Origin of the sequence: Neoalteromonas arenosi, assembly GCF_030362855.1 — a bacterium.
Taxonomy (GTDB): Bacteria; Pseudomonadota; Gammaproteobacteria; order Enterobacterales; family Alteromonadaceae; genus Alteromonas_E; species Alteromonas_E arenosi.
Map to the genome: position 1 here is coordinate 120,077 of NZ_JAUCBP010000007.1, position 18,793 is coordinate 138,869.

The following is an 18,793-nucleotide window of genomic DNA, read 5'->3' on the forward strand; positions in this document are numbered from 1 at the left end:
GACTAGACCAATGCAGACGTGAATTACTGTACTCTTGGCTGCAATTTGCTACACTGCGCGCCGAATTTTTTAATAAGGTTGGTAAACCATGTTGCAATTATTTAATACCCGTACGCGCCAAAAAGAGACCTTTACACCTCGTGTAGATAATAAGGTTGGCATCTACGTGTGTGGTATTACGGTTTACGACCTGTGTCATATGGGCCATGCCCGCACTTACATCAGCTTTGACATACTTGTTCGCTATCTGCGCTCGCGAGGCTACGATGTTACCTATGTGCGCAATATCACTGATGTCGATGACAAGATCATCAAGCGGGCCAATGAAAATAATGAAACGCCCGATCAGTTGACCGAGCGCACCATTGCTATGATGCACGAAGATTTTGCGGCGATTAACTTACTTGAGCCGGACGTTGAGCCACGTGTGACAACGCATATGGCCGAAATTATCGCCGTAATCCAGCGTTTGATTGACAAGGGGCATGCATACGTTACCGAATCCGGTGATGTGCTGTTTGAGGTGGGTACCTTTGCCGAGTACGGTCAATTGAGTAAGCAAGACTTATCGCAGCTAAATGCAGGCGCACGCGTTGATGTGGATGAACAAAAGCGCGATCCGATGGACTTTGCATTGTGGAAAGCGGTTAAGCCGGGAGAGCCGAGCTGGTCATCACCTTGGGGCGATGGACGTCCCGGTTGGCATATTGAATGTTCGGCGATGAATCACAAACACTTGGGTGAGCATTTCGATATCCACGGTGGTGGTTCAGATTTGATTTTCCCGCACCATGAAAATGAAATTGCGCAGTCTTGCTGTGCGTTTGATACACCGTACGTGAACACTTGGATGCATGCGGGAATGGTGCAGGTCGACAATGAGAAAATGTCTAAGTCATTGGGCAATTTCTTCACGTTGCGAGATGTACTGCAACAGCACGATTCAGAAACGTTGCGCTTCTTTTTGATTTCGGCGCACTATCGCAGTCAGCTGAGCTATTCTGAAGACAACATCATTCAAGCCCGAGGAGGGTTGGAGCGTTTGTATACAGCCTTGCGCGGTGTCGAGCCCAATCCTCACACTGCGAATGATTTTGGCGGCTATTTGGCAAAATTCAATGCGGCGATGGACGATGACTTGAACATGCCTGAAGCAATTGCAGTGCTGTTTGAAGTAGCGAAAGACCTAAACAAAGCCAAAGCTGAAGACGGCCGTAGCGCTGAGTTAGCGCACGTATTGGTGCATCTCGGTAGTGTTTTAGGTGTATTACAACTCGCGCCAGAAGCCTACCTGCAAGGTGGCAGCGATGATGACAATGCGGAGATTGAAGCGTTGATCAAGCAACGTAATGACGCGCGCGCCAGTAAAGATTGGGCCGCAGCTGACGCCGCTCGGGATGCACTCAAGGCGATGAATATTGAGCTAGAAGACGGCCCGCAAGGTACGACTTGGCGTCGGATTTAAATCTCAGTTTGTTTTGCGGCAGCGCGCGCTTCTTTGTGCGCTGCCAGTTCAACCTTCCAGCGTTTTTCACCTACGTGGTGTTTCACCAGCTCAAGTACTTCATTAACGACTAATAATACTTCCCTGTCCAACGCTTGTTCTTCCTCACTTTCATGGGTGAGGCCGTGCTTGATGAACTCTTCGATTTGTGCGGCGCTTAGATCGTTGAGTAAGTTGATGATAGATTGCGTCACAATATCGGTGACAGCTGCTTCTAGGGTGCGTTCGATCGTGCTACCAACAACTGGGACTATCTTCATCGCATTAACGTGAACGTTGCCTCGAATAGCTTTGCCTACACTGTTTAGTACATGCTCGCGGATCACTTTGCCATGTTCAGGATCCATGATTGATGTGCCCAAATGGTTTAGCGTTGAGGCTGCCCACTGGGTAATAATAGGGCGGCGCGGCATTAAAACGTCATGGGTGATAGCATCGATGAGCGGTGACCCGGCGGCAATGTCTTTTTGTGCATCCGACAATACTTTAACTACGATTCGGTCGCTGAGCTCTTCCACAAACACGTCATAGTAAAAAGCTAAAAAGCGAAATAAAGCCGTTTCGTTTAGGTCGATTATTTTGAATTTATGCAAGCGGTGCAAAATCGAAATGATGCGTAAAAAACGGAAAATACGAGTTGCAGCCAGCGGTATGCAGCCGACTAAGTCATACCAATGTACGAAGGGAAAAAAGTACCAGCGCAGGTAGGTGTTGCGGACAACAGCAGCTATCCAACGCACAACAAATTCGGTCAAAAAGACCGCGATAAACCCCAGCTCAACAAATAAAAAGTTATCGTGCACCGGTTGATAGGCGAGGGTCATGGTAGGAAAAACATCATACAGCCATGCGAACACTGCATCGGTGCCGTATAGTGCGTCAAACAACAGCCAGAGTAAATTGAAAAACAATACACCCAACATGATCATGTCGAGGAATAACCAAGGGGCCTCGTGACTGGCTTTTAGGTTTTCTCGATTGATCTTTAACACAATAATAAGCCTTAACTGGCAACCTCAGTAACATCAACAATAACCGTTAATTTTTGGCCCGGCTGCAAGTACTTTTGATTGGACAAACTGTTCCATTGCTTGAGTTGAGACACGCGCACTTTAAACTTTTGCGCAATGCGCGACAGAGAATCACCGCGGCGCACTGTGTAGGTAACCTTGCGCGTGACTTGAGTCAAATGGCGGCTATCGCCGTCTAGCCAAATTACTAATTTTTGACCGGGCTTGAGCATATCTTTGGGGGCCATGCCGTTCCAGCGAGCAATTTGTGCTGAAGAAACATCGTAGTGACGAGAGAGGTCCCAAAGCGTGTCGCCAGACGCAACCGTATGAGTTATCTGATGACCCTGGCGCTGTCGACTTTGAATCGTCTCTAAACGCTGTTCGTTGGATAATACATATTCATCTAAGGAGCGCAGGGCGACCGGAACAAGTAGATGTTGACCGGCACGGATCATATTGCCGTTGAGCCCATTGACCTGCTTTATAACATCGACAGTGGTGTGATATTGCTTGGCAATTTTCAGCAGGCTATCGCCTGAGCGAATTTGATGGCGCTCCCAATTTAAGCGCTGTGAGTCGTCCGCTTTGGCTATTGCATTAGTGAATGTGGTTTGCTTATCAATCGGCAACACCAATTGGTGTGGGCCATCTGGATCGGTTGCCCAACGATTAAAGCCTGGGTTCAGTGCTGAGAGCTCTTTCACTGTCATGTCGGCAAATCCAGCTGCTACGGCTAAATCAATTTGGCTGTCGACGTCGACTACTGCGATAGCGGGTGAATTATCAATACTGGGCCAGGCAAAATCATATTGCTCGTGGTTGCGCAGAATATCTGCTAGCGCCAACAATTTAGGCACATAGGCGCGAGTTTCGCGGGGTAATTCTAGTGACCAAAAATCGGTCGCTTTGCCGGCACGCTTGTTTTTGCGGATCGCATTGCGCACCCGGCCTTCGCCACTGTTATATGCGGCTAATGCATGCAACCAGTTACCATCAAAAAACTGGTGCAGATAAGTTAAGTAATCCAATGCTGCTTCGGTGGATGCAATCACATCACGGCGACCGTCGTACCACCACGACTGGCGCAAACCAAATCGTTTACCGGTGCCTTCAATAAATTGCCACATGCCAGCAGCACTGCCGTGGGAGTAGGCAAAGGGGTCAAAAGCACTTTCCACGATAGGTAAAAGCGCCAGTTCCATCGGCATTCCGCGCTCTTCAATGCGCTGAATAATATGATACAAAAATGGCTTGGCGCGCTTTGATACACGACTCATGTAACTGGGGTGGCGTAAGTACCAATTGCGCTGCGCAACTAAACGGGGGTTGTCAGTCATTTCAAAGGAAAACTGCGCGGCAGCATACATCCATAGGTTAGGTTCAATTTCTGGCTCTACCGGTTCAACCGGCTCACTTAAATTAAATTCAACGACGTCTACCGGGTGGATGATTTCAACCACTCCCTCGTGCTCAGATACGGCCTCTGGCTCGACTTCGGCAATTGGCTCAACGGACGCTGTGGTCACGCAACCACCTAAAGTAAGAGATAAAACAATGCCAGCACTGGCGACAACAGACTTCATATTGAGCGTACAACCTTCCCTAAAATAAAAAGCGAAACAACAAGCACTTCAGTTTACTCTGTTTCGAGTCTTGGCACCAATCGCTGTGTGTTCACGGTTTTAGTAGTTATCTTTCCAGCGTCTGACCGCAGTGAAAACTGCAAGTTCATCGTCGAGCGTTTGATTGGCGTTTTTTTCTGCGGTTTGTTTAACTTCTATAGAACTGGCTCTGACAAATGGATTAACGCGTTGTTGGATACCAATGGAGCTAGGTAACGTGGGTAAATCATTGGCGCGTTGTCGCCTTGCCCACTGCGCATAGTCTTGTAAGTCACCATTGTTTGGCTCTACATTGAGCGCAAAATCAATATTGGCTAGCGTATATTCATGCGTGCACCACACTTGGGTATTGCTCGGCAGCGCCATTATTTTCGCCAGCGACTGTTGCATTTGAGCAGGAGTGCCTTCAAATAATCGACCACAACCACAACTGAACAGCGTGTCGCCGCATAAGATCCCACCATGGCCGATATAAGCAATATGGTCAAGGGTATGACCGGGTACTTCAATGACGTTGAAGGTTAGATCGAGTGCCGGGATAGTGATTGAATCACCTTCGCCAAGATGCTCGGTTAATCCTCGGATCTGGCTATTGTTGGGGCCAAACACTGGAATGTCTGGAAACTCCTCACACAGTTTTGCAATTCCACCTGTGTGGTCGGCATGATGATGGGTAATTATTATCGCGCTAAGAATGAGGTTTCGCTGGCTACAGAAGTCAAGAATAGGTTGGGCATCGCCCGGGTCGACGACCACGCAGCTAGACGCGTTGAAAAACGTCCAAATATAGTTGTCAGTAAACGCTGGTACTGGCGTTAACTCGACATTGTCAGGAAGTTTAAGCTGTGACATCAGGTTAATTCTCTTTCGAGCCAATCTGTGCTGTACTATAAGGCAAGGTTTACTAGGTAAGCAACGCTTTAACAGGAGTCACTCGCGCGAATGAAAGCCGCTTTAAAGCGAGAGCATTCTGAATATCCCCAGTCTTGGGCGGCATTGACCAGTGGATTGGCATTACAGCAGATTATTGCGAACGCCTGTGGCCCGAGTCTGCGCATGTGTTTTGGTTATCACTTTTTAAAACTGGGTAATTTGAGTGCAGAGATCAAGTGTGATGAATGCACAATTAACCACAAAATTGCGATAACTGCTAGACAACAACCTTATTCTTCCATCGTCGCAAAAGCCACTGATTTACCGCTGACAGAAAATAGCATCGATGCAGTACTGCTGGCCAATGAGTTAGATTTTAGCGCCGATCCACACCAAATTTTGCGCGAAGTCGACCGAATTATTACGCCTAACGGCCACGTGATTATCACAGGCTTAAACCCGTTTAGTCTAGATGGTCTGCTACACTTACTCCCCATTAAACGTCGCAGTTTGTTGGCCAAAGCGCGTTATTTTCGACAAGGCCGCGTAAATGATTGGCTACAATTATTGGGGTTTGAGATTATCGAGCAGCGCAAGCTAGCACATTTCTCGTTATTTCTGAATCGAAGTAGTGCGCCGATGCGTTGGTTAAACCGTTTTTGTCAGCGTTATTTACCGTGGAGTGGGGCTGCTTATGTGATTGTTGCCCGAAAACGTGAAATTCCGCTATCCTTAGTGAAGCCATCTTGGCGACTTAAACCGAAATTTTCAGCCGTTGGAGCTAGTGTGCGAGTTGCGAAAGCGACTAAAGCATAAAATGTTATCTCCGGTTGTGAAGAAATTGGTTTGCATGTCGATACAGATAATGAAGATAAAAATCATAAACAATTTGGGTGAGTATACGTTCAATGTTTGCCAGAAAATCGAAAGCTGAAGACCTAGAGAAAATTAAATCGTTAGAACAGCGTAATGCGGCGCTTGAAGCCAGCATCACTGATCTACAAAATCAACTGAATGCCGAGTCTGAACAGGCCGCACAGTTTCAAAGTCAATACGAGGCAGCTAAACGACTGGTAGCTGCTGTAGCCCAAGCGGGCCATTCGGTTGCCAGTGTGAGGGATAAATTAACCCTTTCTTCTCACTCACTTTCTGAGCAGAAAGCCAAGCTGAAAGCGTCTGACGAGGTGTTTACCGGTTCTTCAGAAGTGCTGGATGAGACAGTGGCGGGCTTGAGTCAGATCGATGAGATCTCATCGCGAGGCGTTAAGCATGCTGGCGAGTTGTCGGGTTTAGCAAGCAGTATTAGCAACTTTGTGGTGGTCATCAACTCAATCGCCGAGCAAACCAACTTACTTGCTCTAAACGCAGCCATTGAGGCGGCACGTGCAGGTGAAACCGGTCGAGGCTTTGCCGTTGTTGCTGAAGAGGTGCGTAATTTGGCGATGCGTTCTTCTGAATCAACTCAAGAAATCAATAATTTGGTGGCAAAGATTGAAGAGGGTACTCGCAATATTGAAACGAATATTAATGAAGTATCGGAGAAATCACGCGAATTAGTGGGTAAAACCGGTGATGTTAGTCAGCGCGTGTCAAACATTTTGAGTCTGGCCCGGAATATGCGGGCAACTATCGATGCTTCAGCGACAGATGGCGTATTGTCTGCTTCACAGTTGGAAGTATTGGCGCTGAAGAGCGCTGTTTACGAAGCTCTCGCGCAAGGTCAGGCGCACAGCTTGCCAGGCTTCAGTGATTCACAGTTTGCTCACCTAGAGGAAACGGTGGGTGCAGATATGCGCGGACTGGATACTTTATATCGTCAGTTTGCGGATGCGGCGACTCAACTATTGTCCAAGAGTCAGGCAAACGGTGCGGTTGATAGCTCCGGTTTGGAGCGTTTCGAAAACAGCGCCAATAAACTTTTAAGCAAACTTGCGGAAGTAGCGGAAGTATAAACAGGCCCTATAAGTAGCAAGAAAAAGCCCAGCAAGTGCTGGGCTTTTTTCATGGTTGTTTTATTTTACGCGCATACCAGCCGTTGCACCTTCGTGCGGCTCTAGAATGTATAAGTCTTTACCGCCGGGACCCGCCGCCAATACCATACCTTCAGACATACCAAAGCGCATTTTACGCGGCGCTAAGTTAGCCACCATCACGGTGTGTTTACCTACCAGTGTTTCGGGGGCATAGGCTGACTTAATACCGGCAAACACCTGACGCTGCTCATCGCCAATATCCAAGGTCAAACACAATAGCTTGTCAGCACCTTCTACATGCTCTGCGTTAACAATCTTAGCCACGCGTAAGTCAACCTTGGCGAACTCATCAAAGCTGATGGTTTCGGCGATTGGGTCGGTCGTACGCTCTGCTTGTTTGGCCGGCGCCTCAGCGTTAATGGTTTCTTTTGAATCTTCAATCATCGCGTTGATTTTATCCATCTCGATGCGCTGCATCATTGGTTTAAACTTGTTGATAGCATGGTTGTATAGCGGCTGTTGAGCACTGTCCCACGTTAATGTGTCATTCAAGAATGCTTCGGCTTGCTCGGCCAACTTTGGCATAACTGGCTTTAAGTATGTGACCAAAATACGGAAACAGTTGATACCTAATGAACACACATCGTGAGTTTCGGTTTGCTTGCTTTCGTCTTTGATCGTGACCCATGGCGCTGCCGCGTCAATATATTGGTTTGCGCGATCAGCCAAGGCCATAATTTCTCGGATCGCTTTGTTGTACTGACGTGACTCGTATAACTGGGCAATGGACTCTGATGCACTTGTAAACGCGGCCAATAAGTCTTCATTCGCACATTGTCCAGATAACTGACCATCAAAGCGCTTAGTGATAAAGCCGGCACAACGACTAGCAATATTGACCACTTTGTTGACTAGATCAGCATTAACTTTTTGCGCGAAGTCTTCGAAGTTTAAATCGATGTCTGTAACCGAATCATTCAATTTAGATGCAAAGTAGTAGCGTAAGTATTCTGGATTTAAGTGATCAAGGTAAGTACGGCCTTTAATAAAAGTCCCGCGCGATTTTGACATTTTCGCGCCGTTTACCGTCACGAATCCATGCACATTTACACCTGTTGGCTTGCGGTAGCCCGCGCCTTCTAACATAGCTGGCCAGAACAAGCAGTGGAAGTAAGTTATATCCTTACCAATGAAGTGATAAAGCTCAGTGTTTGACTGCTCTTGCCAGAAATCGTCAAAGTTAAGACCGACTTGATTACACAAGTTCAGGAAACTGGCCATGTAGCCTACGGGGGCATCTACCCATACATAGAAAAATTTATTCGGTGCATTGGGAATTTCAAATCCAAAGTAAGGCGCATCACGACTGATATCCCATTGTTGCAGACCTTGCTCAAACCACTCTTCGAGTTTGTTGGCCATTTCGTTTTGCACTGCGCCACTGCGTAACCAGCTTTTCAACATGCCTTCAAATTGTGGCAGGTCGAAGAAGTAGTGCTCTGAGTCTTTTAATACAGGGGTAGCACCAGACACAGCTGAACGCGGATTTTTGAGTTCCGTTGGGCTATAGGTTGCTGAACATACATCACAGCTATCGCCGTATTGGTCTTCAGCGCCACAGTTAGGACAGGTGCCTCGGACGAAGCGGTCTGGCAAGAACATTTGCTTTTCCGGGTCAAACAGCTGACTGATGGTTTTTGTACTAATATAGCCATTGGCGTGCAGACGATTATAAACCTCTTCACACAATTGTTTATTTTCTTCGGAGTGAGTTACGTAGTAGTTATCGTATTCAACGTGAAAGTCGAGTAAATCCTGATGGTGCTCTTTACGCGTTTGCTCAACCATTTGCTCAGGGGTAATACCGAGCTCCTGAGCTTTAAGCATAACGGGTGTGCCATGCGCATCATCTGCACAAACGCTGTAACACTCATGACCACGCATACGCTGGAAACGCGCCCAGATATCAGTTTGGATGTGCTCAAGCAAATGCCCTAAGTGGATAGAGCCGTTTGCATACGGCAATGCGCTGGTAATTAAGATTCGACGCCTATCTGCGGCGGAGTTTGGTGTTGCGTTTGTTGGCATGTGGAGAATAGTCAATTAGGATTATAAAAATGGCTGCAAATACTAGCGTAAAAGGGCTGGGTTTGCATCCGTAAATTCGTCTTACACGAGGATTAATTGGATGAAACTGTTTGGGAGTAAAACGCCAGACTTGTCGGCGCAAATTGAAGCACTGGTTACCTTGTTAATTGAGTATTTCGTTGTTGAACCGAATAAGGCACAGCGTTGGGTAAAGCAGCATGGCGATGAACTTGAAATTGGTTTGCCGTTCGCAGCGAAGTCTCAGATTGCCATTATTCAAGACCACCTGGAAACTGAGTTTAAAGCTCGCTTTGGCGATTTATCCGCACCCAAAGTGAGAGTGTCCATTGATATCCCAATTATGCACAGTGCGAAAACTCCCATTACCAATGTTAAAAATATCATTGCTATCGCCTCCGGCAAGGGCGGTGTTGGCAAATCGGCTACGGCGGTTAATTTGGCATTTGCTTTACAACAAGAAGGCGCACGAGTGGGGATTTTGGATGCTGATATTTACGGACCGTCAGTCCCCATCATGCTGGGGACTCAAGACGAAAACCCCGTCAGCGCCGATAATAAGCATATGCAGCCCATTGTGAGTCATGGCGTGGTGTCCAATTCGATTGGCTATTTAGTACCTGCTGAAAATGCCACAGTGTGGCGGGGGCCAATGGCAAGCCGCGCTTTGGGGCAGCTCATTAATGATACACAATGGCCAGTATTAGACTACATGTTAGTGGACATGCCGCCAGGCACCGGTGATATTCAACTGACGATGTCTCAACAGGTACCTTTGACTGCAGCTGTAGTCGTTACGACCCCCCAAGATATCGCGCTTGCTGATGCGACGAAAGGTATCGCGATGTTTGAAAAAGTCGACATTCCGGTGTTGGGGCTGGTGGAAAATATGAGTTACTTCCAATGCAAAAAATGCGGTGAGCGGGAATACATCTTCTCTGTAGATGGGGGCCAGCGCTTGGCTGATCGACATAACGTCCCATTACTGGGTAGTTTGCCATTGGACATTCAAATCCGCGAGCACGCTGACAATGGCAATAGTCTTATCATCGACCAGCCTGATTCGCCACTCACCGAGGCATATTTGCATGCGGCGCGAACCTTGTCGCAACAATTGGCATTTAGCTTAGACGAACACAGCGAAGCACACGGGGTCGTAAAAGGCGATCCTATTGCGATTGTGACGCCTTCATAATTCTGTCTAAATAGTTGCCAGCTGTGGATTCGCGCCGCATAATAGCGGCGCTTGGCAGACCTGCCAGTTTCTAAGGGAGAAGTATTCATGCGATTGTCCGACCGCGATATCTATCGCTACATTCAAGATGGTAAAATTGCTATTTCGCCAACGCCAGATTATGAGCAAATTAGCGGTGTAACAGTTGATATTCGTTTAGGTGACAAATTCCGTGTATTCAATGATCATCAGGCTCCCTACATTGATTTAAGTGGCAAAAAATCAGACGTAGAAGAAGCACTGAATTCGGTAATGAGTGATGAAATACTCGTACCCGAAGGTAAGTCATTCTTCCTTCACCCCGGCGAATTGGCGCTAGCGGTTACACACGAATCGGTTACGCTGCCAGCCGATATTGTTGGCTGGTTAGACGGTCGTTCATCGCTTGCGCGTTTAGGTTTGATGGTGCATGTAACTGCACATCGTATCGATCCAGGTTGGTCGGGAAAAATCGTGTTAGAGTTTTTCAATAGCGGTAAGCTTCCTCTAGCCCTCAAACCCGGCATGAAAATCGGTGCACTGTCTTTTGAAGTATTATCAAACCCGGCTGAGAAACCCTACAATGCAAGAATCGACGCCAAATACAAAGGCCAAGATGGTGCAATTGCTAGCCGCATAAGCTCAGACAGTAAAGGTTAACCATAGCTCGCCTAGCCACGCAGCGGGGCGATAGACCCAACACCCGCTTAGAGGCTTTCGAAAACGGCACTCATGACTGGAAACCAGGGCTCAAAGCTGTGGTTGTCTGCTCTTTAGTGCCTAGATTACGTGCATGTAAATGGCAAAGAAATGACACGCCGCGCCAGCTACAACAAATAAGTGCCAAACGGCATGCGTGTAGTGACGAGACTTCAACATGTAAAAAGGGATACCTGCGCTGTAGCACAAGCCACCCGCAAGCAATAATGCAAAGCCACCAGCTGTCAGTGATTGATAGATGGGGTAGATCAGTAAAATAGCTAGCCAACCCATCACCGCGTAAGTGATGACGCCGATTTTCGGATAGCGATGACCTATTGTGGTTTTAAATACAATACCGCCAATACCAATAGCCCAAACGACAATCATTGCAATAGTGCCAAGCGTGCCACCAACAGACAACACCAGAAACGGTGTATAGGTCCCCGCAATCAGCAGATAAATGGCAGTGTGGTCGATTTTGCGAAGCACCTCGCGAACATTGATTTTGCGCACGGAATGATAAACCGCTGAAGAAAGAAACATTAATGCGAGGCTTGATGCATATATCCATGCACTGACATTTTCGGCGACAGAGTCGCTTTTGATGACAAGCGCGATTAAACCCACAACGGCAAGGCAAAAACCGATTGCATGGGTACCCGCATTGAGCCACTCTTCAACGGTGGAATAAGATGCGTGCTCTTTGATAGATGATTTTTTAGAAAACATAATGACGAAAAACTTGCTTAAGGAATGTACATTGTAGACTTTCAGCGTACAAGTGTACACTGAAATGGGGCATCGAAAGTTCATAAAAACAGCAACTAAGAGACTAATTCGTCATATTATCTTTGCAATAAAAGGCAAAATAAGTAGAATGCGCGCTTCGGTCGGTGTGTGGCGCAGCTTGGTAGCGCACTGTCATGGGGTGTCAGGGGTCGGAGGTTCGAATCCTCTCACACCGACCAATCAAACCAATAAACTAAACCACTAGTAATATAAAACGAATACAGTGCAATGTTTTTTTCACCCCTTATTTCCTAATTTTTTTGTCTACTAACCGCAATTCCTTTTCATTCTGACCGCGAAGCCGTAATCTCAAGTTGAAGATATGGGATTGCGTTAAAATCTGTGATTTTGACTTTTTCTTTTGTTGTAGCGGTAAACTGTCAAATCAAAAATTTAAAAACTCCGAATATATTTTATTGAACACCAAAATATAAAATCGTGAATCGCATCGTATTTAAGAATCCATGTGCAATGATTGGAATCCATAGATTTCGTCCGGTTTTAACAAATATCCAGCCAAAAAATATTCCGAAAGATGCATTTGATAGAATTCCCACGGCACCTTCACTAAAATGAATCAGCCCGAATAGTATTCCCGCAATAACTGCTGCTTGCCATTCTTTTATTGATGAATTACCCAACATGCGAGTAATCAGAAAAGCTCTGAAAAACATTTCCTCGCCAAACGCAATAGTAGTCCACGCTAGTGCCAACATTAACAAATAGAGTTCAGTATTATTATTGATAGGGTTGAACCGACTTTGGTCAATTTCTTGAGGATTCATACCGAACAAGCTGATAACGGCAATAAAAATAATTTGGACAGCAATAAAAAGCAGTAGAGCGCCGACAAACGCTACCACGCCGAGAAAGAGCGTTTTCGCCCAGCTATTGGGAAAGGCTAACCCTAGCGACGACCAACTGCTTGATTGACGTTTTAATATTATTGCTCCGAATAACATCATCATGACATAACCGATATTTATTACGGTGCCGCCCAATATCGATTCGACACCAATAATGCTTCCAATTATCCCTAATAAAATAATTGGAGAACCAACAATCAAGACGTCGCGAAGCACGTTCGGTTTATTTAACTTGCCCATTGAACTATTTTCCGCATCTCAACACTGATTTTAAGTTTAGCATTTGACATGCGATTAGATAATTTGCTGATTATTCCGACATCAATTCGACCTTGCGCTTTTTTAGGCTTACTAGACGTCCATTCTGGTCAGTCGCGTTCCCGCCATGTAGACATGCTTTGCCTGGCAATAGATGAAGCAATAGGGTTGCTAAGATAACGGTTCAGTCAGAATGACTCTTTGTCATTCGACATGAAATAAGTAATACGAACGGTATGAGCAATTTAATGGCAGTCCGTTAAGCCTACGTGACAAAAAAGTATTTTTCCGAAGGAGGATAAAAAATTAAAGGTATAGGTAATCTTGAAACAGATCAAAGACCAGTCATTCTGCGTATTGATTTAGGTTAAAGAGGACAAGTCAGAAACTATACTTACATGAGTAGTTCCACACGAGATAGTTATGTGAAAAAATTTAACGAAAAAATCCCTAACTTTGTTGTAAATTCAACAAAAAATATTGCCTTGATATCCAGTGTGATTTTGTTCCCATTTTTGGTGGTTGACGTAATCCAAGGACAGTATTTAATCGCAGCAGGCATCGCAGCTTTAATGAGCCTCTACGTCTTAGCTGCCTATCGTTGTCACCGCGGCAAATACAGTCTTAAGCTCAGCCTGTTTGGGATCGCTCCTGTGATCACTGTACTTTCGATTTACTCTCTGTATAAGTTGGGAATCTCAGCATCATTTTGGTCTTTTGCAGCGGTATTCGTACTTTACTTCGCTCTCCCTTTGAGGCTCGCAGCGTCGATCAATGTGGTATTCATCATTATCGTTACACCCTTCGCCTACAAGGTAATGCCATCAAATGAATTTTCTCGGTTTTTTTTAGTTCTCATTGGTACCAGTGGGTTTTTGTTCATGTGTGTTCGGGAAATTTACAGTCAAAACCGATTGCTGATAAAACTTTCTTTTACTGATGCGTTAACGGGTCTTAAAAATAGAGCAACGCTGACTGATGCACTGCTACATGCAATCAACATTAACCAACGTTATAGAACGCCGATGACGATTTTGATGATCGATATTGATAATTTCAAAACGATTAACGACCTATATGGTCATATCACGGGTGACAACACGCTTAAAAGTATAGCTACGTTGATGCGTGATAATTTTCGCGAGCCTGACACTCTGTACAGAATAGGTGGCGAGGAATTTTTAGTCGTACTTCATGATACTCCTGCTGAATCGGCGCAACCTATAGCGGAAAGGTTTAGGTTAGCGGTGGAGAATGCCAGTCTAATTGCCAATCACAAAGTCACGGTTAGTATTGGCGTTTGTGAACTAACTGTCGAGAAATCGCCGCAGAAATGGATATCACTGTGTGACAAACGGCTTTATCGGGCCAAAGCCCAAGGGCGAAATAGGATTGTGTGCATGTAGTTATCGCTCCTTCGTGACACGTTTTGCAATGTTTTCTGTCAGCATTGAGATCCTAAAGCGAACCTCAACTACACGAATAACTCAATATAGCCTGATCGTTAATATGTAATGAAATCTCAGAATTTCACACTTTAATGCTCAATTAGACGAGCGTATCAAAACGTTGGTAATCGTATCTCTCATGAGCAAACACTCATTGCCAAGGGGTCTAAAACTAATAATGTCCGCTAAACACATAGCAACGTTTAAGAGCATCGCTGTTTAATCGCCTAACTCGTATCAATCACTGGGTATATTGAACAAAAATATTTCTGCCTAGCTTGGTCAGATAAACTTCATATCTTCACAAACCCACACAATTTCTGTGTATATCAATTGTGCTCGATATCCAAAAGGGCTAGGCGCACTGTATTTAACTCTGGCTTGTCTTTATTTTATGTCTGCTAATAGTCACACCCGATTTAAGCAAGCGATGATGGACTTGAGTAATGCGACTAAGCAATTATTACAAAATGCTTTTCCGATGCTTAGAGATGACCCCATCGGTTTACTTAACGTTTCTTAATTTTATTCATTCGTCGATCTTAATTTATTGGCGAACTTATTTGTAAAATTCTATTTTTAAAATTTCCCCCGATTCATCCCAATGAATCCATCGGGCGACTAGGTAACCTTTGTTGAACGTTCCTAGAGCTTTTTTCTGCCCATTGCGGTGCCAAAACACCCATTCGCGTGACGGAAGACCCGCAATATATTCACCCTGTTTCAAGCTTTCACCATTATCATACCAAAACTGCCAAAAACCATGACGTTGTCCATTCAAGTATTCACCTTGCGCCTCGAGATATCCGTTCTCATGCCAGTGATCCCAAAGCCCGACATCTTTGCCATCAACATGCGGCCCCTGGCTTTGAATTAGACCATTGGGATAGTAAGTCGTTTTTATTTGGTTATAAATAGTGTACAAAAACCGCACCTCTTGTTAATCCTTGTTTATTAAAGCATCACTTTGAGCTCTTGAATATCTTGAGGAAATATATGCGATAAATTGTTTTGCTCTGAAAGGCCTTCAAAAAAAGACTCAAAAGGGCTGATGAATTCGGAAATAATAAACGCTACTAGGGGCCTACCATGAAATCAAAACGCTTATTAGTAGAGCGAGCACTATCTGCTATTTAACAACACTAAGCCAGTTTCAATATTGCCAAGTTTTGGAGAAAATGGAGATTGTGGAAGGCGCCAATTAAGCATAAACGAAGAGCTATACGGGCCTTGAATCTGAACCAGGTGTTAGATTAGATAATAAACGCTAAAACTTAACGGCAATCTGGCTAAAGAGTAGATCTTTGGAACCCCGTATTGCAGCGATAATTTGCCAAGTCTGTCTGGTGGAGACTATCAACGTCATCTCATCAATGTTCATCGTCTCGGCGACTAAAATACAATTCATATCAAAAGGTAGTGCTATTTGCGTATCTTCTTCAGTTAGCGCTTCAAACCCTTCTTTAATTTGCGCTTTCATGCGCGCCTCGTTAATTACTTCTATTAACATACACTCTCTCGTGTATTGATAGCTAGGCAGGACTGTGTGCGGTTGAAGAAACAATGGTATTTCGGGGCTAGGTATTCGCTTAGGCATCGAAAATGTGTACCGTGTGAAAGTTAACTCCTTCAATTGTTTTCCTCCCAAGTTTAAACGCATGGACAGAATGTCTGTAATCACAAGCAACTGCCCAAGGGCACAGTATTCCAAAACGATAGAGGCTCTTAATACACTAGTAAACGTTATCACAATTTACTGGCGACTTACGAAATAAGAGCCAAGGTGACAGATTGTTGGACCTTGTGAAGATAATGCCGTTGTTAAACGATTTTTCGGCACTTTCTGCACCACTGGCTGTTAAAAGTACCTCAGCCAGTACGTGAGCATATGAAAAATGAAGTAAACACGTATTTGCGCTATTCCAACATATAGTGCTTTTTTGCCGATAATGGTACTTTATTATCAATCGAGTATAAGCGAAATTCCTTATGAGAAGTATCCGGATTTAGTTGTGCAGAACATGATTTAATTATGGGTTTATGCAGTGCAAATATGGAATCACAACACTTATCGAAGATTCACAGCGTAGTTAAGGGTATTTATGAAATATTTAGTTAAATTTACACCAGTATTAGCTTTCTTTTTTTCAAGTGTTTTACTTGCTCATGTGCAGCTCCAAAATAGCGAACCTACTAACAATGCGATGTTAGCAAGCTCACCCGAACGGCTATCTTTAACGTTCGGCAATGATGTGCGACTACTTAAAGTTACTTTCTCAGATTCAAAAGGTGAGGAAGTTAATTTTGGCTTCAAACCAGTCAAAAATTCAGGTGATAACTTTTCATGGGGTTTACCCCAACTTGCTACTGGAAATTATGTAGTAGAAATGATTTTCTTTGGCGAGGATGGTCATAAAATGAAAGAACGTATTAACTTTATGATTCACTGAATCTGGCCGAACAATATGGAAATGTACATATGGAACAGTGTGGTGATCGTATCAAAATTAATCTTTTATCTCGGTTTTGTAGTCGCTACCGGACATGCTTTGTTTGCTTACGGCAAATCCTTCAACAGTACACTATTCATAAACAATTCGATTGTTGACTTCCATAAGTTAACGCTCAGTTTCGTCCTGATTGCAGTATTCGCTGTTATCGTTTGGTTCTTTGCGACCATTGGGCTAATGGCAGAGGATGGGTTTTTAGGCGCATTTGACCCAGTTCTCGCTGCGATGATGTGGAGCAGCGTAATTGGCGAGAGCGCATTGTATCGCGGGGGAGGATTGATTGTAGTAGCTCTGCTCGTGATGGTTTCCTGGAAGTTTAAATTGAATAAGCTTCTGAGCAGTAGCGTGCAACTTTTGATGATCGTTACTGTACTTTTATTGTCTTACTCGTTCACTAAATTGGGCCATATCTCTGAACTCGAGGTCACAGACCAATTACTGCTGATATTCCATGTTTGTATCATGGCCTGGTGGTTTGGAGCCCTGTATCCGCTTAAGCTTGCTTGCCTGTCTTTGGATGACGACAAGCTTATTGAAACGATGGAGTGTTTTGGGAGACACGCTTTCGTGATGGTAACTTTATCGTTGATGGTTGGAGTCCTTCTTGCCGTAGAGCTGATTGGAAGTGTAGAAGCACTTTTCAATACGAGCTACGGTCTGATTTTGTTGGGGAAAGTGAGTCTGGTCGTGATTATTTTATGTGTTGCAGCAAGAAATAAATTGAGATTTGTTCCTGCTATACGCGGCAGTAATGGTCGTGCGTTGCTTTCGAAATCGATTTCGATTGAAATAATAGTGGCTTTATCTATTTTGGTGGTCACGGCTATATTGACAACCGTTGTTGGTCCAACCCCTTAAAAATAAGAAGGGTGAATATGAAAAAAATACAGATACAACAATTGATTATCCGCTGGATATGTTTGTTTAGTAGCATAATCACTTTAGAGGCGCTTGCTCATGATACGTTTCTACTGCCTGTGCAAGAGAACTACCCAATAGGTAGTAATGCAGAGATAAGGATATCCAGTGGGTTAGCTTTTCCAGAACAAACTTGGGGTATCGATGAAAGTCGAATTGAATTCACCTCTCTCAAGTTGAATGAAGAAATAATAAATTCTCCAACGTTTGCACTCAGTAAGGAGTATTTATCAATAGGGTTTACAGCACCAAAAAGTGGCTTAGTGACAGTCGCGCTCAGTACCAAAGTTCGTTCAGGCGCTATCGATAATGAAAATGTAGATGGATATTTAGAGGAAATCGGTGCGTCGGCACGCTTGAGAGAGGCATTTCATGCATTACCAGGGAAGCCGGCCTTGCAAAGAAGCTATGTCAAACATACCAAGACGTTTTTGTGTGTCGAGTTGTGCGACGCTCGCTTAAAATTTATGGCTAAACCTGTCGGACAAAAATTAGAGTTTGTAGGAACGAGAGAGTCCGAAAGTATTTTTGTGCTTGTGTATGAGGGCAAACCTCTTTCGAATCACCCGGTGGAGGTGAAGAACGTGGCAAAAGAAACTATCACGCTGATTACAGACCCAAACGGAAAAGTTAATATAAGTGGAACATTTTCTGGGACTTTGATGCTTGCAGCCATTGCACTTTCTGTGACCGATGAACCCGAAGGTCCATATCATAGTGATCAGGCCACACTAGTTTTATTACGTTGACGTATATTTTTCTGGTCAACTAATATCAGATAGAGCGGTATGTTCAGTAAAGGCAGAAGTGGATTTCACTATTTTTACACATAAGATGTAACGCTATTACTACCAGATCAGACAAGTAAAAAAACTTTTCACAACGAGTAATTCTTTTCGCATATGAAACAGTCGCTCACGTCTTCTAATCCTACTACGGGTAACATTGTTAGATAATATTGTTTGCCAAACAGCCTTGTTTAACTTAACTGTTCCTGT

At 44.6% G+C, this 18,793-nt stretch carries 18 protein-coding genes and 1 tRNA gene; 11 read left to right on the forward strand and 8 right to left on the reverse strand.

The window, feature by feature from the left end; genetic code table 11:
• Positions 1-88: 88 nt before the first annotated feature.
• A complete protein-coding gene (gene cysS / locus QTP81_RS07065; RefSeq protein WP_289364656.1) occupies positions 89-1,465 on the forward strand; it encodes a cysteine--tRNA ligase in 1,377 nt (458 codons plus the stop codon).
• Here cysS and QTP81_RS07070 read toward each other — a convergent pair.
• The 3 genes from QTP81_RS07070 to gloB all read right to left on the reverse strand — a co-directional run bounded on the left by QTP81_RS07070 (position 1,462) and on the right by gloB (position 4,991).
• On the reverse strand, positions 1,462-2,496 hold the full coding sequence (locus QTP81_RS07070; protein ID WP_289364657.1) for an ion transporter: 1,035 nt from the start codon (positions 2,494-2,496) through the stop codon (positions 1,462-1,464). The genes cysS and QTP81_RS07070 overlap by 4 nt on opposite strands.
• 11 nt (positions 2,497-2,507) lie before the next feature.
• Positions 2,508-4,100: a lytic transglycosylase gene (locus QTP81_RS07075; protein ID WP_289364658.1), complete on the reverse strand. Its 1,593-nt coding sequence runs from the start codon at positions 4,098-4,100 to the stop codon at positions 2,508-2,510.
• 99 nt (positions 4,101-4,199) lie between these two features.
• On the reverse strand, positions 4,200-4,991 hold the full coding sequence (gene gloB / locus QTP81_RS07080) for a hydroxyacylglutathione hydrolase (RefSeq protein WP_289364659.1): 792 nt from the start codon (positions 4,989-4,991) through the stop codon (positions 4,200-4,202).
• A 90-nt stretch (positions 4,992-5,081) separates the two neighbouring features.
• On the opposite strand from gloB, the gene QTP81_RS07085 reads away from it, so the two are divergent.
• Together QTP81_RS07085 and QTP81_RS07090 are read left to right on the forward strand one after the other, a co-directional pair.
• Positions 5,082-5,828 (forward strand): methyltransferase domain-containing protein, encoded by a 747-nt coding sequence (locus QTP81_RS07085; protein ID WP_289364660.1) that lies wholly within the window; start codon positions 5,082-5,084, stop codon positions 5,826-5,828.
• Between the two features lie 92 nt (positions 5,829-5,920).
• A complete protein-coding gene (locus QTP81_RS07090; protein WP_289364661.1) occupies positions 5,921-6,964 on the forward strand; it encodes a methyl-accepting chemotaxis protein in 1,044 nt (347 codons plus the stop codon).
• Positions 6,965-7,024: 60 nt separating this feature from the next.
• Here the strand turns inward: QTP81_RS07090 and metG are convergent, their stop codons facing one another.
• On the reverse strand, positions 7,025-9,073 hold the full coding sequence (metG, locus tag QTP81_RS07095) for a methionine--tRNA ligase (RefSeq protein ID WP_289364662.1): 2,049 nt from the start codon (positions 9,071-9,073) through the stop codon (positions 7,025-7,027).
• A gap of 100 nt (positions 9,074-9,173) precedes the next feature.
• On the opposite strand from metG, the gene apbC reads away from it, so the two are divergent.
• On the forward strand, positions 9,174-10,286 hold the full coding sequence (apbC, locus tag QTP81_RS07100) for an iron-sulfur cluster carrier protein ApbC (RefSeq protein WP_289364663.1): 1,113 nt from the start codon (positions 9,174-9,176) through the stop codon (positions 10,284-10,286).
• 87 nt (positions 10,287-10,373) lie between these two features.
• Complete coding sequence (gene dcd / locus QTP81_RS07105) at positions 10,374-10,964, forward strand: dCTP deaminase (RefSeq protein ID WP_289364664.1); 591 nt, start codon at positions 10,374-10,376, stop codon at positions 10,962-10,964.
• A gap of 120 nt (positions 10,965-11,084) precedes the next feature.
• Here the strand turns inward: dcd and trhA are convergent, their stop codons facing one another.
• Entirely contained in the window at positions 11,085-11,735 is a 651-nt protein-coding gene (trhA, locus tag QTP81_RS07110) for a PAQR family membrane homeostasis protein TrhA (protein WP_289364665.1), read from the reverse strand.
• 162 nt (positions 11,736-11,897) lie between these two features.
• Here trhA and QTP81_RS07115 point away from each other — a divergent pair.
• Positions 11,898-11,974: transfer RNA gene (locus QTP81_RS07115), tRNA-Pro, on the forward strand.
• Positions 11,975-12,208: 234 nt separating this feature from the next.
• Here QTP81_RS07115 and QTP81_RS07120 read toward each other — a convergent pair.
• Entirely contained in the window at positions 12,209-12,901 is a 693-nt protein-coding gene (locus QTP81_RS07120) for a CPBP family intramembrane glutamic endopeptidase (RefSeq protein WP_289364666.1), read from the reverse strand.
• Between the two features lie 443 nt (positions 12,902-13,344).
• Here QTP81_RS07120 and QTP81_RS07125 point away from each other — a divergent pair, with 443 nt between their 5' ends.
• Both QTP81_RS07125 and QTP81_RS07130 read left to right on the forward strand, forming a co-directional pair.
• A complete protein-coding gene (locus QTP81_RS07125; RefSeq protein ID WP_289364667.1) occupies positions 13,345-14,325 on the forward strand; it encodes a GGDEF domain-containing protein in 981 nt (326 codons plus the stop codon).
• Positions 14,326-14,761: 436 nt separating this feature from the next.
• A complete protein-coding gene (locus tag QTP81_RS07130; RefSeq protein WP_289364668.1) occupies positions 14,762-14,890 on the forward strand; it encodes a hypothetical protein in 129 nt (42 codons plus the stop codon).
• A 36-nt stretch (positions 14,891-14,926) separates the two neighbouring features.
• Here QTP81_RS07130 and QTP81_RS07135 read toward each other — a convergent pair whose 3' ends face one another.
• Positions 14,927-15,292 (reverse strand): toxin-antitoxin system YwqK family antitoxin, encoded by a 366-nt coding sequence (locus tag QTP81_RS07135; RefSeq protein ID WP_289364669.1) that lies wholly within the window; start codon positions 15,290-15,292, stop codon positions 14,927-14,929.
• A gap of 342 nt (positions 15,293-15,634) precedes the next feature.
• Positions 15,635-15,877, reverse strand: a complete 243-nt coding sequence (locus QTP81_RS07140) for a hypothetical protein (RefSeq protein ID WP_289364670.1) — start codon at positions 15,875-15,877, stop codon at positions 15,635-15,637.
• A gap of 592 nt (positions 15,878-16,469) precedes the next feature.
• Between QTP81_RS07140 and QTP81_RS07145 the strand changes: the two genes are divergently transcribed.
• From QTP81_RS07145 to QTP81_RS07155, 3 genes are read left to right on the forward strand one after another with little or no spacing between them, the layout of a single operon-like run.
• On the forward strand, positions 16,470-16,817 hold the full coding sequence (locus tag QTP81_RS07145; RefSeq protein ID WP_289364671.1) for a copper resistance CopC family protein: 348 nt from the start codon (positions 16,470-16,472) through the stop codon (positions 16,815-16,817).
• 42 nt (positions 16,818-16,859) lie between these two features.
• Positions 16,860-17,735, forward strand: coding sequence for a copper resistance D family protein (locus QTP81_RS07150; protein ID WP_289364672.1), 876 nt, complete (start codon positions 16,860-16,862; stop codon positions 17,733-17,735).
• A 17-nt stretch (positions 17,736-17,752) separates the two neighbouring features.
• A complete protein-coding gene (locus QTP81_RS07155) occupies positions 17,753-18,544 on the forward strand; it encodes a DUF4198 domain-containing protein (protein ID WP_289364673.1) in 792 nt (263 codons plus the stop codon).
• Positions 18,545-18,793 lie beyond the last annotated feature (249 nt).